Origin of the sequence: Carnobacterium mobile DSM 4848 (assembly GCF_000744825.1) — a bacterium.
GTDB lineage: Bacteria > Bacillota > Bacilli > Lactobacillales > Carnobacteriaceae > Carnobacterium_A > Carnobacterium_A mobile.
Genome location: NZ_JQMR01000001.1, coordinates 574,078 through 591,282, shown reverse-complemented (window position 1 = coordinate 591,282; position 17,205 = coordinate 574,078). Strand labels below are relative to the sequence as shown.

At 30.0% G+C, this 17,205-nt stretch carries 15 protein-coding genes and 1 pseudogene; 15 read left to right on the top strand and 1 reads right to left on the bottom strand.

Going from position 1 to position 17,205, the window contains the following annotated elements:
• Positions 1 to 31 precede the first annotated feature (31 nt).
• From BR87_RS02655 to BR87_RS02590, 15 genes and pseudogenes are all read left to right on the top strand, one after another.
• Positions 32 to 1,042, top strand: coding sequence for an NAD-dependent epimerase/dehydratase family protein (locus BR87_RS02655; protein ID WP_035028288.1), 1,011 nt, complete (start codon positions 32 to 34; stop codon positions 1,040 to 1,042).
• Positions 1,029 to 2,126 (top strand): DegT/DnrJ/EryC1/StrS family aminotransferase, encoded by a 1,098-nt coding sequence (locus BR87_RS02650; RefSeq protein WP_051929646.1) that lies wholly within the window; start codon positions 1,029 to 1,031, stop codon positions 2,124 to 2,126. The genes BR87_RS02655 and BR87_RS02650 overlap by 14 nt, the downstream gene beginning before the upstream one ends.
• A gap of 19 nt (positions 2,127 to 2,145) precedes the next feature.
• The gene (locus BR87_RS12580; RefSeq protein ID WP_051929645.1) at positions 2,146 to 2,559 is read left to right on the top strand and encodes an adenylyltransferase/cytidyltransferase family protein; all 414 of its coding nucleotides are present in this window, start codon (positions 2,146 to 2,148) and stop codon (positions 2,557 to 2,559) included.
• A gap of 22 nt (positions 2,560 to 2,581) precedes the next feature.
• Positions 2,582 to 3,877, top strand: a complete 1,296-nt coding sequence (locus BR87_RS02640) for an aspartate aminotransferase family protein (protein ID WP_051929642.1) — start codon at positions 2,582 to 2,584, stop codon at positions 3,875 to 3,877.
• Between the two features lie 14 nt (positions 3,878 to 3,891).
• Positions 3,892 to 6,156: a glycoside hydrolase family 65 protein gene (locus tag BR87_RS02635; RefSeq protein ID WP_035028287.1), complete on the top strand. Its 2,265-nt coding sequence runs from the start codon at positions 3,892 to 3,894 to the stop codon at positions 6,154 to 6,156.
• A 30-nt stretch (positions 6,157 to 6,186) separates the two neighbouring features.
• A complete protein-coding gene (locus tag BR87_RS02630) occupies positions 6,187 to 7,218 on the top strand; it encodes a hypothetical protein (protein WP_035028285.1) in 1,032 nt (343 codons plus the stop codon).
• 2 nt (positions 7,219 to 7,220) lie between these two features.
• Complete coding sequence (locus BR87_RS02625; protein WP_051929641.1) at positions 7,221 to 8,027, top strand: aminoglycoside adenylyltransferase domain-containing protein; 807 nt, start codon at positions 7,221 to 7,223, stop codon at positions 8,025 to 8,027.
• Between the two features lie 16 nt (positions 8,028 to 8,043).
• A complete protein-coding gene (locus tag BR87_RS02620) occupies positions 8,044 to 9,393 on the top strand; it encodes a class I adenylate-forming enzyme family protein (protein WP_035028284.1) in 1,350 nt (449 codons plus the stop codon).
• 20 nt (positions 9,394 to 9,413) lie between these two features.
• Positions 9,414 to 10,238 (top strand): glycosyltransferase family 2 protein, encoded by an 825-nt coding sequence (locus BR87_RS12575; RefSeq protein WP_084683548.1) that lies wholly within the window; start codon positions 9,414 to 9,416, stop codon positions 10,236 to 10,238.
• A gap of 24 nt (positions 10,239 to 10,262) precedes the next feature.
• Entirely contained in the window at positions 10,263 to 10,511 is a 249-nt protein-coding gene (locus BR87_RS02610; protein ID WP_035028283.1) for an acyl carrier protein, read from the top strand.
• Complete coding sequence (locus BR87_RS02605) at positions 10,501 to 12,123, top strand: alpha/beta hydrolase (protein ID WP_035028282.1); 1,623 nt, start codon at positions 10,501 to 10,503, stop codon at positions 12,121 to 12,123. Before BR87_RS02610 ends, BR87_RS02605 begins: the two co-directional genes overlap by 11 nt.
• Before the next feature lie 1,058 nt (positions 12,124 to 13,181).
• Entirely contained in the window at positions 13,182 to 13,472 is a 291-nt protein-coding gene (locus BR87_RS12570) for a helix-turn-helix domain-containing protein (protein WP_051929637.1), read from the top strand.
• 120 nt (positions 13,473 to 13,592) lie between these two features.
• Complete coding sequence (locus tag BR87_RS12565) at positions 13,593 to 13,904, top strand: DDE-type integrase/transposase/recombinase (RefSeq protein ID WP_156959072.1); 312 nt, start codon at positions 13,593 to 13,595, stop codon at positions 13,902 to 13,904.
• 175 nt (positions 13,905 to 14,079) lie between these two features.
• A complete protein-coding gene (locus tag BR87_RS02595) occupies positions 14,080 to 14,466 on the top strand; it encodes an ATP-binding protein (RefSeq protein WP_051929633.1) in 387 nt (128 codons plus the stop codon).
• 232 nt (positions 14,467 to 14,698) lie between these two features.
• Positions 14,699 to 15,998 (top strand): annotated as a pseudogene (locus BR87_RS02590) (IS1380 family transposase).
• A 266-nt stretch (positions 15,999 to 16,264) separates the two neighbouring features.
• Here the strand turns inward: BR87_RS02590 and BR87_RS02585 are convergent.
• Positions 16,265 to 17,188 carry a conjugal transfer protein gene (locus BR87_RS02585; protein WP_035028281.1) on the bottom strand — a complete coding sequence of 308 codons (924 nt, stop codon included), beginning with the start codon at positions 17,186 to 17,188 and terminating at the stop codon, positions 16,265 to 16,267.
• Positions 17,189 to 17,205: the final 17 nt, after the last annotated feature.

Below are 17,205 nucleotides of genomic sequence, written 5' to 3'. Positions count from 1 at the left end.
TAAACAATAAAATATATAAGGAGGAATTATTATGAATATATTAGTAACAGGTGGAGCGGGGTATGTAGGGAGTTTACTAGTTCCAGAACTATTAAAGAAAGGCCATAATGTGACAGTCATTGATTGGGCAATTTTTGGAGAAAATTGGATAATAGATAAGCAATATCTGAAAAAATTTTGTTTTATAAAGTCAGATATTAGGAATCAAGAAATAGTAGAAAAAGTAGTTAAAGAAAAAGATATTGTTATTCATTTAGCGGCTATGTCTAATGACGCAACCAGTGAGATAAATCCAGAATTGACAAAGAGTATTAATGTTAACGCAAGTAAAGTCTTAATTGATCTTTGTGCAAAATACAAAGTGAAAAAATTTATTTTTGCTTCATCTGCAAGTGTATATGGAATAAAAGATAATGATGATGTAACAGAGGAGTTACCTTTAGAACCTATAACTATCTATGCTGAGTCTAAAGTTGAAATTGAAGAGTATTTATTAAAAACATATAATAAATTTGGTCTAAATTATACTATATTAAGACCTGCAACAATATTTGGCTATTCTGATAGATTACGTTTAGATTTATCAGTAAATATTTTAACATATCAAGCTTCATTATTTAAACAAATCCAGGTTTTTGGTGGAAAGCAAGAGCGTCCTAATTTACACATCAAGGATATGGTTCGAGCATATCTTGCAATAATTTCTAAAGATTTCGATAAAACTAAATGTGAAATTTATAATGTCTCTAAAGAAAATTTAACTATAAACGAAATTGCAGATTGTGTAGTTGAAACATTAGATAATGAAACTAAGATAGTAATTAAAAATATTGTTGATCAACGTAGCTATAGATTATGTTCTGAAAAAGTTGAAAGAGATTTAAATTTTAAATGTATATATTCATTAAAAGAAGGAATAAAAGAGCTAGATGATTACTTTAAATTAAATTATGAAAAAGACTTTTCGAAAAAAAAATATAGAAATATAGATTTAGTAAAAGAATTAATTAAAACAGGAGTGATATCTATTGAGCAAAATTGAATATGTAAAATTATCTGTAACTGACGAAAAAATTAGAGAGCGCTATCTTGAGGAAATCGATAATGTTTTACAATCTGGTTCCTTTATTTTAGGTAAAGAAGTGGAGTTATTTGAAAATGTACTTGCAGAGTATCTAAATTGTAAACATGTAATTTCAGTTGGAAATGGTACAGATGCCTTATTTTTGTCTCTCTCAGCATTGGGGATAGGAGAAGGAGATGAGGTGATCACAGTAGCAAACAGTTTTATAGCAACCTCTAATGCTATAAAATTAGTTGGTGCAACCCCAGTATTTATTGACGTAGATGATTCAATGAATCTAGACCCTAACTGTATTAATAAAGCTATTACAAATCGCACTAAAGCAATAATACCTGTACATTTAGCTGGATTAGCTGCAAATATAGAAGAAATTATAAAATTTGCTCAAAATAATAATTTACTAGTAATTGAAGATTGTGCTCAAGCAATTGGTGTAAAAGTTAATAATAAAATGGTAGGAAACTTTGGGGATTTTGGTTGTTTTAGTCTTCATCCATTGAAAAACTTATCAGTATTTGGAGATGGAGGTTTTATTACAACAAATGATACTAGGTTGTTTGAAAAAGTGAAGTTATTAAGGAATCATGGATTAATCAATCGAGATACTAGTATTATGATTGGAGGAAATTCAAGATTAGATGAAATGCAAGCTGTATTAGGTAGATTGAATTTGGAATTTTTAAATAGTAATAATAGAAAAAGAGTTGAATATGCAACTTTTTATAAAGAAAATTTAAAAGAATATCCAATTACTTTTCCTCATGTATTTGAAAATACATCTCCAGTATTTAATACATTCATGATTTTTTATGAAGATAGAAATAAATTGCGCGAGTACTTGAAACAGTACGGTATTGAAACTAAAATTCACTATCCAAAACTAATCACTGAACAAAAGCTGTATTTAAACGAAAGAAAAGAAATAAAAAAAACAATAGATTTAAATAAGAAAATACTATCACTACCAATTCACCCTAAACATGAATTTAAAGAAATAGAATATATTGTGTACATCATTAAAAAATTTTTTGATACGTTATAAAAATTAAGGAGTTGCTTTTTTGGATAAAGTTATTTTATGTCACGGTTGTTTTGATATATTTCATATTGGACATTTGTATCATTTGCTTAAAGCAAAGGAGTATGGGGATTACTTGATTGTAAGTATAACTGGTGATCAATTTATTAATAAAGGGCCTAATAGACCAGCATATAACCAACATGAAAGAGAGCAAATACTATCTCATATTGATATTGTAGATAAAGTAATTGTGTCAAATTCTGTTAATGCTATTAATTCTTTGAAAGCGGTATCTCCAGACTATTTTGTTAAAGGAAGTGATTACAAGAATTCAGATAATGAAAATTTTTTAATGGAAAAAAAATTCTGTGAAGATAACAAAATAAAAGTAATCTTTACAGACGAAAGAACAAATTCTTCAACAGAATTATACAATAAATACTTTAAAATTTAAATTAGAGATGAGGAGAATTATTATGTATGATTATAATGATGCTGATAAATATTTTGTTGGGAGCGTTTCTTCTGGCTGGAACAAGATGGAGAATATTAACCCTTTAATTGTAAAAAAAGCAGAAAAATGCTTTTTATTGGATGATAAAAATGATATTTATACAGATTATTGCATGGGATGGGGTTCTCTTTTTTTGGGACATAATCCTAATTACTTAAGTCGTGTTTTTGAAGAAGCAAAGGATATCGGGTTTGGATTTCAATACGAAAATAAGTATCATCTTAAATTGGCTAAGCAAATCGTAAAGAATGTTCCCTCTGCTGAAAAGGTAAGATTTACTAATACTGGTACAGAGTCTACAATGCAAGCCATCAGAATGGCAAGGTCAATCACATCTAAAGAAAAAATAATTAAATTTGAAGGGCATTTTCATGGAGTAAATGACTATCTTAATTTCTCTAATGATGTTAGTAATATTGGTAAGAGACTATCAAATGGGACTATCGAATCTCTTCCTGGATCAAGTGGTATACCACTTGAAATGTCCAAGTATGTAATATCTTTAGCATATAATGATATAGAATCATTTGAAAAAATAATATCAGAGGAAGAAATAGCGGGCGTTATTCTAGAACCGATATGTTTAGCTTCAGCAATAATGTTTCCAAAAAATGATTTTTTAAAAAAACTTAGAAAGCTATGTACTGAAAGTAACATCATTTTAATTTTTGATGAAGTTATGTCAGGGTTTAGAAATAACATTGGAGGGGCTCAAAAGGATTTTGCAGTTACGCCCGATATTACGATAATCAGTAAAATTTTAGGAGGTGGTTTTCCAATTTCTGCGATAGTTGGTAAGAAAGAGTATATGGATATTTTGGATCCGGTTGGTGACTGTATCGTTAGTGGAACTAATAATGGGCGAATTCTAAGTGTCATTGGAGCTTATCATACAGTGAAATTTTTACAAGAAAATCCTAATGTTTATGAGTTAAATCAAAAAAATATGGATTATTTCATAAAAAATGTTAATGAGATTCTTAACAGAAAAAAAGTAGAGGGTATTGCACGTGGATATGGAGGACGTGTTAGTATCCATTTTGGAACAACTGAGTTACAAGATAATTATGAATCAGTTATAAAAACATGGGATAAAGAAAAGCATATGAGAGTCTATGACGAGGCGTTCAAAAACAAACTGTATGGTTTTTTATTGCCGTTATCACGATGCCCTGAACCAATATGTATTACTCCTATTCATACAAAAGAAATTCTTGATGAGACATTAAATATTTTTGAAAAAATTGTCATGGTTTAAAAGAGGACAGATATATGGAATATAAAGAATTTAAATATATAAAAGAAGAAAATTCATTTTTGGAAACAGTATTTAGTCAAGAAAATACTTTTGTTGGCATACGTAATACTTTAGAATTTGATAGTGATTTTAGCATTCCAGGAATATTTATATCTAATGTATATGATTATAGTTTGTCTACTAAAGATCAATTAATATCGATTCCTAACTGGATGGATTTTAAGTTAATAATTGATGGAGAATATATAAATTTCGATCATATACAGATTAATAATTTTGAAAAAAGCTTAGATTATTGTTCTGGAATGGTCACTAGTTTGATAAATTTTAAGCTAGATTCAGGCCATGAATTCACTCTCAAGAAAGAGGATATATTATCTTTATCTTATTCAAACGTTCAAATTAGTCGCTTTAAACTACTATCAAAAACTTTTTCTGGATCTGTTTGCTTTGAATCATGTGTAAATTATCGATATGGAAACGACTATCATGGAGGTTTTTTTGGAAATAACGTGAAATCACATCATTGGAAACTACTAAATTATGACTTAAAAGATAGATGGACAAAGTATATTTACAAAACATTAAATGATAGTAATTTTTTTGGAGTTAAAACAATTGTTGAAACATCTGTTAACTCTAGTTCTACAAAAATTAGGCAATATAAGCGAGATGGAGTAGCACATTCAATGTATATAACCCCAGGAGTAGAGCTATGTATTGTCAGAAAAAACATATTTTATGCAGATGGAAAGTACTATGCAGTAAAAAAGGAAATAGAAAAAATTAACAAATTAAATAAAAATTTTGAGTATTATAAAAAAAATAATACAGATATATTAGAAAAAAAGTATATCGAATTGAATTTTAATATTAATAACTCAGATAAAGACATGGAAGGTCTATTATATTCCTTTTACCAATTAGCAAGTATAAGTTCCCCTGATAAAAACAATATTCCTGCACGCGGCTTAACTAGTCAATACCACAGTGGGCATTTTTTCTTTAATAATGACATTTATCTTGTCCCATTTTATGCATTTTTTTATCCAGAGAAAGCAAAACAAATAATTGAATATAGGATATCTACGCTTGATCAAGCAAAATTGAATGCAGAAAATATTGGAAGAAAGGGAGCGTTTTGGTCGGAAGAAAGTGGTTCTACTGGGATTCCAAGTGGACCAAGTGTCTTACATGACTTTCTTAACCAAAAAAAAATGGAAGAAAAAACAGGAGAATCGGTAATGCATATTACTAGTGATATTATATATTCAATTAAAATATATTTAGATATTACTGGTGATAATGATATTATAAATCAAAAATGCATAGAACTATTCATAGAGTCGTGTCATTTTTTTGAAAGCCTTTTAGTTTATAATAGCAAATTAGATGTTTATGAGGTTCCAAATGTAATGGGAATTGATGAGTACCATCTTTCCGTTAGCAATAACTACTACACTAATGAAATGTTAAAATGGGCTTTCTCATTTTGTGTACAATTTTTGGAGAAACTGAGTAGTGATAAATTGACTGTATCGAAAAGTAAGTTAGAAAAAAATATCCAGATATGGAAATGTAAATTAAATAAGATGAAAGTGCCTTTCCAAAAAGGAAATTTGTTTGAGCAATTTGACGGGTATTTTAATCTTAAGGATGAAACTATATCCGATTATGCGAAAAATGGGTTGCCAGAATTTTCAACAAATTTCCGAAATAGAGTGAATTCATTTGAAAATATTGAAACACAGATTATTAAACAATGTGACGTATTAATGTTTATGTCAATGTTTCCTGCAATGTTTTCTCAAGAAGAAATGATTGATAACTTTATTTTTTATGATAAAAGAACAATGCATGAATCTTCTTTAAGCCTAACACATGCAGGTATTGTTTCGGCAAGAGCTGGATTACTAGAAACAGCCTATAACTATATGGAAATGTCAGCACGTTTTAATTTAGATTTTTATCCAAGAGAAGAATATAGAAATGGGCTCCATTTAGCTGCTTATGCAGGTTCATGGTTGATACTATTATACGGATTTTTAGGGATACAAATCGAAAATGATATATTGACAATAAATCCTAAATTATGTTTGAAAATTAAAGACCTATCTTTAAATTTTTTATTTAGAAACTCCATAATTAAAATAACAATTAATAATAATAAAATAGATATTAAAATTGAAAATTATAAGGACTTTAGCGTAAATATAATACTTATTGATACCTTATATACTCTAACACCTAGAAAAAACTCAGTAAGTGTAGGTTTCTAGGATAGCTAATGAAGGTTAAGGAGGATAATTGTGAACGTAGAATTAGTTATCAATAATCACCCGACTATGGATTGTTTTAATAACGAGTCTTTTCCATATAACATAGTATCCAACTATAAAAGTTATGAAGGATGGTTATATAATAATTATATTGGGGTATTTATCTCTAAAAATTTTAAAAATGAAGATTTAGCAATAATGAATTATTTAATTAGACCATTTGATATTCCTGGTTTAGAAGTAAATGAATTATCTAGAAATTTTTTCTACTCTTTAAAGGAAGATACTATTGATTTTATTAAAAATAAGTTAACTCAAGGTTATTATGTGTTTATTCATTTAAATGAATTTTTTTTACCAAATAGGGAGTATTATAAAAAAAATGATTTTACTCATGATCAATTAATTGTTGGATATGATGACAAACTATCTTCATTTAAATTGTTAGGATACAGCAATAGAGGAAAGCAAGAAGTAACAATGGTAGAATATGACAAATTTTCATATTCATTTGATTACTTGAAAGCCTATAATAACGAACAAAAAAAAATTACTTTCGTTAAGGTTAATGAATGTAAGTATAAATTTAATGTTCAATACCTAATAGCACAATTGGAAAACTATATACTAAGTGTAAATTTATCAGATAGGGACTTGTCTTATACAATACCCGATATATTTTATACATCTAATGAAATAGCCTTTGGAATAGAAACATATTCTGTTATAAATAAATACTACAAAAATATGCATGACAACATTGATTTAAGACTACCACATAAACTATTAGAACATAAAAAATGGCTATTAGAGATTGTTAGTTTTCTTATAAAGGAGTTAATAATTATAGATAGCAGTAGTTACAAAGGCAGTATGAATGAAATTGTTTCTTTAGCACTATTGCTTAAGAAATTATCTATAAAATATAACATTGTTACTAAAAATATTGTACGCAAGACAACAACTGATAAAATTGTAGAAATATTAGATGTTATGGAAAAAAAAGAGCGAGCGATATTAAAACAATTAATTGTAGAACTGAAAAATAAGGAAAGTGAATAGAGATGGATAAACACGTTTTAACAAATCTAAATCAATTAAAAAAGTTATTTATTCAAAACTTGAAAGAAAATTTAGTCGGTATATATATCCATGGGTCAATAGCATACGATTGCTTTAATGAAAATTTTAGCGATATTGATTTAATTATTGTTGTAAGAAAGGAAGTAACTAGAGAACAAAAAATTTCTATATTAAAGGGTATTTTAAATTTATGGGACAGCTTTCCCAAAAAAGGTGTAGAATTCAGCGTTGTTAAAGAAGAAAACTGTTTAGATATCAAGTATCCTATCCCATATGAGCTTCATTTTTCAGAAAATTGGCTGGATATATATAAGCAAAATATCGAGTTGATTATAAATGATGACTTTAAAGATGATTGGGATTTAGTAACTTATTTCAAGTTACTTTACAGCCGTGGACTAGTTTTATACGGACCACCTATAGAAAAGGTATTTTCTAGTGTTCCTGATTATTCATACGTAAAAAGTATTTATATCGACATTAAAGGTTCTGAAAAAGAATTAGAAAGTGCCCCTGAATCAACTATTTTAAATCTATGCAGAGTATTGTCTTTTATTTATGAAGGGAAAATTTTATCAAAAAAAGAGAGTGGAGAGTGGTGTATTGAGAAAAAAATTATAAATAATGTCACAGAAGTCTATAATATTGTCCAAGCCTATTCCGGATGCAACTATATGATTAACAGCTATGAAGTGAACTTATCTCTGTATAAACAATTATTTGGGAAAATAGAAGAATTTTTGTCTGAAAGTAGAGAGTATAAAAGCATAGTGACTGAACTGACATAGAGATTTGAGGTGAATTATGAAAAAAAGAGTAGCATTGATAATGGATAATTCTGAAAAAACCATTGAATACATTATTGATAGTTGGAATCAAAATAAATGTGTTGTTTTAATTGAAAGTCTACTTTCGGTAGACATAATTACCGATCAACTTAGAAAAGCTCAGGTAAGTGAGTGTGTGATAGATAAAAATTTAAAGGAAAGATTTACACGTAATGAGAGAGTTATAGCATTTTTTAATGCCGAAAAAATAGACTACAAGTATTGTGATAACCATGCAAAGTATACATTTATTTGCCAGAAAATAGTAGATAAATTTGTTCCAAGATATGATAAAAGCGATGCCTTGATTTTATTTAGTTCGGGATCATCTGGAATTCCAAAAGGTGTAATACTGTCACATTTTGCTATTAATATTAATGCAGATAATATTATTTCCTACTTAGATCTACAAAAAGATGATTCTGTATTTATAACAAAAAGTATCTGTCATTCATCTACAATGATTGGAGAAGTCTTAGTTTGTCTGAAAAATAAAACACCAATTTATATTGGTGCAAAACAAGTGTCACCACTATGGCAACTAAGAAAAGTTATTGAGCTTAGAACGACGATATTTTTTACAAATCCAAAACTATTAAAAATATACATTAAAATACTAGAAAAAGATAAAATATCAATATCTGATATAAGAAAAATATATTCAAGCGGGTCTATTTTAACCGATTCTATTAAGAAAAAAGCTAAAAAAATTTTTGTGAATGCTCAAATATATAATGCATATGGATTGACTGAATGTGGACCTAGAGTTTGTGTACAAACAAATAAAAATGATGCAATGTCTGTTGGATATCCTATCAAAGACGTTTCAATAAAAATAATTGATTCCCTAGGAAATTATGCTGCTAAGGGAACAATTGGAGAAGTCTGTGTGAAAACTCCTTCAATATTTAGTGGTTATGTTGATAATAGTAAAAAGTGGATTACAAATGATTGGCTACTTACGAATGATCTAGGGTACTTTGATATGTATAATCAACTCGTTATAGTTGGGAGAAAAGATAATGTTGTTAATATTAATGGATATAAGATTCTTATAGAAAGAATAGAAAATGTATTTGAAAGTTGTCAAGAAATTGACGAGGCCATTGTTGTACCAATGAATCATAATGAGATAGATTACCTTGTATGTATATACTCTGGAATAGAATTAGATGAAATAAGCCTAAAAGAAAAATTTTCTAATATATTAGCTGCTAGAGAGATACCAAGAAAATTTTACTATTTGAATGCTGTACCTATTAATGTGAATAGAAAAAAAGATAGGAAACAAGCAAAGAAAATAGTTTCAGCGCTAATTCACAATTAGATAAATGATAATTGTAGGAGATGATCAGAATTAAAATAAGTGTGATAATCACTGCTTATAATCAGAAAGAGTCTTTATTAGCAACACTTAATGGGTTTTCAAATCAATCTATTTCGAGAGATGATTTTGAAATAGTTATTGTAGATGATGGATCCACAGATGGAACTCAAAATGTATCTTCCGACATGATAAAAAAGATAGTTAAAACAGATTATTGCAAGATTTTTCATACTAAAAATTTAGGTAGAGCTTGTGCAAGAAATTTTGGAATAAAAAATAGTGAAGGGGATTATTTAATTTTTTGTGATGGGGACAGAATCCCAGGTAGACAATTCATAAGAGAACATATAGAACTACTTAAAAAGTATGATTCGGTTGTTTCTGTAGGAAGTCCCTTCGATTATTACTCTAAAAACATATTTAATGTATCGGAGGAATCTTTGGAAAAGTATAGTAGACTACCCTACTATCCTAAACTTGTATTCAACTTGTTAAGTTCGGTGGATAATTTATTTTACCATGATTACTACTGGGTTATTATGTTAATTGGAAATGCAGCTTTTTCAAGAGATGTTATTCATCAAATAGGGCTTTTTGATGAAAGATTTAATGATTGGGGCTTTGAACATTTTGAATATGGATATAGATTATGGACTAAAAACATTCTTATTCTACCTAATAAATTTGCTAAAAATTATCATATTCCACACAAGCGAAACAGAAATATTGAAGAATCTATAGAAAAAAATCTTGAAATTTTGAAAACAATTCATCCCGATGGAGATTTTAATATTTTAAAACGATTAATTTTATCTCCTGAAAGTTTTCAAATTGATAATAAATAAGATAATGAAAGAAGGATTTATGATATGATTACCCTTGAAACAATTAAAGAGAAACTCGAAAACTTAATTAATACAGAAGTATTAAAAGTCACAAAAATAAATAAAAACATTCCTTTTACTGATCAAGGAATTGATTCTTTAGATATCATGATGATATATGTTCATATTGAAGAGACTTTTAATATCTCATTAGAAGATATATATACACAAGAGGTGGTGGATTTTAAAGGATTATCAGGTTATATATATAGGAAAATAACACATGATGATTAAAACTTGGGAAATTGTAAATAATACTCCTTTTTATATACAAGAGTGGGTTTCAAAAAATCATAAGCAAAATATATTAATTTGCCCCTCTGTAAACCACAGAAGTCTTTCTGGTATTCGTTTTACTGCCACTGAAATAGCTAAATCGTTATTTAATTCTGGAAATAATGTTACTATTTTTGATTATCCTCATACAGGAAATAGTGGGGTAGATATTGAAAATCTAACTTATAAAAAGATGTTAGAGACTTGTATTAATGTAGTTAAGCGTTTTAATAGTAATTATTCGCTTAGCTATCAAGTAATCATTGGATTAGGAGCAGGAAATTTTTTGCTAGATGAAATTGCTGAAAAATTTAATATTACAGAAGTAGTGTATATTAATCCAGATGTAACAGCACCAACTACATTTCTAAAAAATGTAACTAATATAGATTTGGAATATATTGAATCAAAATATGAATTGCTTGTCGAAAATGGATCTGATGATATATTTACAATTTTGGATTTGGCTAAACCGGATGAAGAAATTAGGATGTGGGACAGCATCTGTGGGCCCTTTTATTCAGGAGAGAATGAGAGTTTAGGCTATGGTTTTATAGAAAGCTTGCCTTGTTCATTAAAGTGGAATAATTCTAAAAATATCACAGTTTATTATTGGAACGAATTAAGGAATAAAGATGATTTTCCTTTTGAAGCCAAGAAAAAGAAGATAGGTTCCTTTACTAAAGAAACATATTATCTAAATTCTTCTTTAATATATGATAGGTTAATAGCAGAATTATCGGCACAATTTCTTGTTAATTTTGAAATTGATAATCAAAATTTTGCGCTGTTAAGAAAGGATAACTATATATTAAATAATAGTGACGGTTTTGATCTTGTTTCAACTCCAATGGCAACTGACGTGTTATCTGGTTCTTTGTACATTCCTAAAACAATCCGAAAAAAAAATATAGTTATTTTCGAACATGCACTAGCTAATGATTCTTTAGGAGAGTATGGTTCGTGGCATACTTTAGCTAACAAATTAAAAAATGCCGGTTATATTTGTTACCGATATGATCATATCGGTACAGGTTTGAGTGGTGGTAAGTTTGAACAGACTTTATTTTCTAACTACGTACAAGAATTAGAACGTAGCTTGGATTTTTTAAAAAAGCAATATTCAATTCCTGATTCTAATATAATTCTTATCTCTTGGAGTGCAGGAGCGATTACTTCATTACTTGCAAAAAAAAATCTTGGGGAAAAATTAAATGGAGTAATTTTTTGGAGTCCTATGTTACCTATATGCCATTCTGAGGGGAATCAAGTAAAGCTAATAAAAAGAAATAAGGAATTTCTTTTTCCGTTGAGTCCATTGTGGTTAAGCATTGACTACCTTAAAGAAGAAAAGAATATAGATATTCGCAAACTATATTCTCAACTAACAGATACACCTCAATTGTTAGTAACGGGAGAGCTCGATAATCCACTTCAATATGAGGTGGTACTAAATTCTAAGAAAGTCGTTCATAAGAAAATTCCAAATGTAGGACATTGTTTTTCTCGATCGACGATTGGTACAGTAATTGAATATTCTAAAAATTGGATTGAGAAAAACTTCGATTAATTAAAATGTTCCTATATAAAAAGTTTTTATCTAAAACTATTTTAATATAAATTCAATCAAAAAAATTATTTGAAATTCTAAAACACTAGACACGGAGAAAAAATTTTGACATACAAATTAATTTTAGAGGGTAGGTAATTAGGACTTGGTATATTAAACAATTTTATAAAATTGGTGTACAAAGAAGGGTTATTTTTTGTTTTTACCGATTTGAGATAATAGTATTTACGAAGTTTGAATAAAATATGTATTGCGAACAGCTTGAGACTCCTAGGCGGAATAGAGCCAGTGAGTGCGAGGCATAAAGCCACCCAATGCGGAAGAAAATCCACTGACTTCTTCCATATCAGTGGCAAGGTTCTTATTTCTCTAAAGTATTATTTAAAATAGTTAGTGTCAGTTTTACTATATCTTCTTCTAACGGTTCTTCCTCTTCTAAATAGAATGGAAGAACTTTTCTTCAATTTCCATCATAATATTGGCCGATAAATAGCTTTGGAAATAGTAGCAAGCAATTCTAGCTTTCACTTCTAAAGGAATTATTTTACTGCCTTCAATCTATTTCTTTCACGTATTGAAACCTCACCACTTATGAGAATACTATAGGAATCATGTACAATATAAAGAAAGCCACAGAAAATGCCCCCTCTTCGGTTTCTCAATATGAAAACATTTGAGATAATATTAGAAATTGCCTAGAAAACAAGGTTCTTATATTTTTCATAAGTGAAGAGTTAGCTCATATACTCTATGATAAGTCTTATATTAAGCAAAAGAGTTTAAAATGAGGACAACTATGTACACATTTTTATAAAGGTCTTATAGGCCAAAAACTAAATACTTTATCTCTATGATTTCTACTCTAAGAGTACAACACTAATTAGATAATTATCATTTAATTATTTCGTCATGGCGGAGCCAGGCCTTTCGGTCTTTCCTGAGCCACTGTATCGCTTAACATGAGCCAGCAATTCGGAGTATTAGAGCCACTCTCCTTCTGTATAATCAGTAGTGTAGGAATTACCTACATTATTAATTATACGGAAGGAGTTTTTGGTATGGATAAGCACAAGGAAATTTTGCGTTATCAAAATGCTCGATTGTCACAGAGGCAAACTGCAGAAGTTTTAGGCGTTTCAAGAAATACAGTTTCAAAGGTTATACATGCGGCTAAGGCGATAGGATTGGATTGGGAAAAAGCCCGCTCTCTTACTGAACAAGAGTTGGAAGAGAAGTTATTTCCAAAATCTCAACAAGAAACGTTTCAGGTAATGCCAGACTATGAACAGTTGACACAAGAGTTGAGGAAATCTGGCGTAACAAAAAACTACTTTTGGGAGAATATTTAAAAGAAACTCAACTTACGGGTGGCATTCCCTTCGGTTATACACAATTTTGTCATTACTTTAATCAATTTATTGAAACGAACAAGGCAACTATGTACTTTAAACACCAACCAGGAGAGAAGGTTGAAGTGGACTGGGCAGACAATGACCATTATTGATCCTGACACGAATGAACCTAGGAAAGCTTATTTATTTGTCGCTACACTCCCTTACAGTCAGTATAGCTATGTAGAAGTAACATCAGATATGAAACAAGAAAATTGGATTACTGCTCATGTTAATATGTTTCATTTTTTTGGTGGTGTTACACCGCTAGTTATCTGCGATAACTTAAAAATTGGGGTTATTAATCACCCGCGTAATGGAGAAGTTGTATTAAACACTCAATGTCGTGAACTGTCTGATTATTACAATACAGCCATTCTTCCTGCATAGCCTAGAAAACCTAAAATGAAAGCAAGTGTTGAAGGGACGGTAGGAAAAGTATCCACAAATATACTCGCTAAATTACGGCGTAACTTATTCTACAGCGTCTATGAAGCGAATCAAGCGGTCCAACTTTTGTTATAGGAATTCAATACTTCCCCATTTCAGAAAAGAGAAGGTTCACGTGAAGAAAAACCTCGACTATATAAACTTCCGAGAGTTCGATACGAATATGGTTTGTGTAAAATCGCAACTGTTCAGTACAACTATCACATTGCCGTTGATAAAATGTAATATCCGTTTGCCAAATTTATTAACTGAATTAGCACTCGCAAAAGCGCAAGGTACGCACAAGAAAACACTCAAAAATTATCAGAATTGCGAATTACTAATCATCGATGAATGGTTACTCATCCCGGCGGATACCATTACGCAACAAGATATTTTAGAAGTTTTAGAAAGACGATATCGGACACACGCCACCATCTCCTGTTCTCAATTTACTAAAGAAGGCTGGCATAAACGCCTTGGTGGTGGAGCGCTTACAGATGCGATTATGGATCAACCTTGACCATTATTACAGGTGGCTCTGTTTTGGCGAAACTATGGCTCTAACCGTCCGAAACACTGGCTCAATTTACTCCAAAATAATCAGATAATTCATAGTTTTTTAATTTACTCTCTCAAACCGTATTTCTTTAACCTTTATAAGAAATGTCCTTTTTCATCCATTTGGTGCATGAAAAAAGAACAGCTTTCTGTTAATGTAGATTTGACGAAAATACAAAACAGAGGTGTTCTATATGTTAAACTTACGCGATAAATGTTTAAGTTTCAATAAAAATATTCGAAGTTCTTCAAAAAATGAAGAATTATCTTCCCATGGCGGACTTATTCTAATATGTGAGTTCCTTGAAAAGATTCATTTTGACCAATTGGTAAAGAAAAATGTGTACTTTGAAGATAATCGAAAATACTTTACCTATTCAAAAAATACAACGTTTCTTCAATTACTGTATCAAATCATTTCAGGTTCTAAGGCGGATCGCGCAGCCAATGCCTTGCGACATGTTCCCATTTTTAAGCTCATCCTAGATGAAGATGAACGAAGTTCACAATCGACTATTTCTCGACTTCTTTCAGAAGCCACAGAAAAAATTGGAGGAACTGAATCAGTTGACACAGAATTTAGTCAAACTTTTCCATGAATCTCAAGCCACACAAGAGATGGTCTTAGACTTAGATTCTACTCATTCTGATACATTTGGTAAGCAAGAATCAACTGATTATAATGCACATTATGGGACCACCGGATATCAGCCACTACTTGCTTTTGATGGACTTACCGGTCTTTTTCTTGGGGCTAAGCTTCGTTCAGGAAATCAATACGCCTCAAAAGGCGTAGGCTCTTTTGTTCGCAACTTACTAGATTCCTATCAAAACCGGACGACCGAATTAAACATTCTGATACGTGGAGACAGTGGATTTGCCACACCCGAAATTTATGAACTAGCAGATGATTATCCTATTCAGTTTGTGATCCGGTTAAAAGCCAATACGAAGCTTCAAACTATTGCAGAACACCTAATCACCTATGGAGATGATACGAATTGGGAAGAAACAGAAGTTCAATACTTTGAGATTGATTACCAAGCAAAATCATGGAAGAAACCACAACGAGTCGTGATAAAATCAACACATGATGGATTACTTTTTCGTCATGAGTTTGTGATAACCAATCTTTCTAAGGCTATTCGTAATGACCAGGTAGTTGAAAAGTATCAAAATCGTGGAACGATGGAGAATTTTATTAAAGAAATCAAGTCCGGCTTTTATTTTGATAAAACAGATAGTTCTGCATTTTTGACGAATGCTATTCGAATGACGATTAGCGGAATCGCTTATAATCTGATGGTTTTAATGAAATACCTGGTCTTTCCAAAAACAGAAAGAAAGTCGCTGATCGATACCATTCTTTTTAGATTGTTTAAAGTTGCTTCTCGTCTGACTTATCATGCTCGTCGAATTCAAGTCCAGTTCAGTCGTGCAAATGTATATGATAAAGAATTTGAAACGATTGTTCAGAATTTAAATTACCTATAGTAAACCAATAATTTTAAAAATTGCTTTAAAACCAAAGGGTTAGTGCACCCTTTTTTACGAGAAACAAGCTTTTCTTCCGCTAGGAAGGAACTGAATAAATTTCTTTTAAAAAAGAGAAAAAGGAGGAAAAAAATCATTTCACTGAATTTTTTGATAAAAAATGTTCCTATATGAAATTCTATGAATGATTCAGGATAATGTAAAATTTTAAAATTGCAAAATAGAGAACCTAAATTAAGCAGATTCTCTATTAGATTTAACCACGGCTATTTGTTATTTATATTAATAATTTCCCAATTTTTTTGTTTTTCAAGAATCAAGTCATATTGAGAAACAATTACACTTTTTGAACCATCATTTAAATATTTTACTACTAAGCTGACTTGATATTGATGACCATTTTTTTGTATGATAGGATCTACAACTTCAGAGAACTGATAGTTTTTGCCAATCACCGGTAGTACGTTTTCTTTTACATAATAAGTCAATTCACTTTCTGACGCCGTAGGATAGAGTTTGAAGAAGGTTTCTAAGAATTCTAGAATCTCCTTCTCTGTATCAGAATCTACGGAAGAATCAGATGAGATAGGAGTAGGTTCATAATCAGATTTTTCTGGAATTGTCCAAATGGTGGGGTTTTGAGTAATCACTAGATTTTTGTGATCATCTTGATAGATGACTAGACGATAATTTGAGGAAAAAACTTTGGATTCTTTTTCTTCGATTATATCTTGTGTAACGGTATAAATAACCGCATAATTTTGTTTATCTATTGGTTCAATTTCCCAAATTTGAGAGTCCATCACTTTTGAACTTGTCGGAATATCGGAACGAATAGTATCCATATTCAATTCTTGCAAAGTAGGGGTGAGGTAGTGTTTGATTGCTTCAGAACGTCCTTCGATTACTTCTTTTTTGTTTTCCCATGAATAGAAATCTTGAATAAAATTTATAGTAAAACTTTCAATGGCATGAGTGTCTACGATCAGGGGTTCAATGGTTTTATTTTCATGAATCGTATGCTGATCAACGGCAGGAAAATTTTTATAGATACCAAAAGCCAAACTCAAAAGCAGAAGGACCCATAAAGCCAGAACACTTTTTTTATGGGTTCCAATGTGCATCGTTTTAGGCTTCTTTATTTTCTGTTGTTTTGCTTTTTTGGGTTTTCGTTCGATATGGATTTTCATCTTTAGTTTCCTCATTT

Bases quoted from the DNA above. Each gene is read 5' to 3' on its own strand.
- BR87_RS02635 (WP_035028287.1), top strand. From the start codon at position 3,892: ATGGAATATAAAGAATTTAAATATATAAAAGAAGAAAATTCATTTTTG.
- BR87_RS02585 (WP_035028281.1), bottom strand. From the start codon at position 17,188: ATGAAAATCCATATCGAACGAAAACCCAAAAAAGCAAAACAACAGAAA.
- BR87_RS02640 (WP_051929642.1), top strand. From the start codon at position 2,582: ATGTATGATTATAATGATGCTGATAAATATTTTGTTGGGAGCGTTTCT.
- BR87_RS02625 (WP_051929641.1), top strand. From the start codon at position 7,221: ATGGATAAACACGTTTTAACAAATCTAAATCAATTAAAAAAGTTATTT.
- BR87_RS02655 (WP_035028288.1), top strand. From the start codon at position 32: ATGAATATATTAGTAACAGGTGGAGCGGGGTATGTAGGGAGTTTACTA.
- BR87_RS02620 (WP_035028284.1), top strand. From the start codon at position 8,044: ATGAAAAAAAGAGTAGCATTGATAATGGATAATTCTGAAAAAACCATT.
- BR87_RS02605 (WP_035028282.1), top strand. From the start codon at position 10,501: ATGATGATTAAAACTTGGGAAATTGTAAATAATACTCCTTTTTATATA.
- BR87_RS12575 (WP_084683548.1), top strand. From the start codon at position 9,414: ATGATCAGAATTAAAATAAGTGTGATAATCACTGCTTATAATCAGAAA.
- BR87_RS02610 (WP_035028283.1), top strand. From the start codon at position 10,263: ATGATTACCCTTGAAACAATTAAAGAGAAACTCGAAAACTTAATTAAT.
- BR87_RS12570 (WP_051929637.1), top strand. From the start codon at position 13,182: ATGGATAAGCACAAGGAAATTTTGCGTTATCAAAATGCTCGATTGTCA.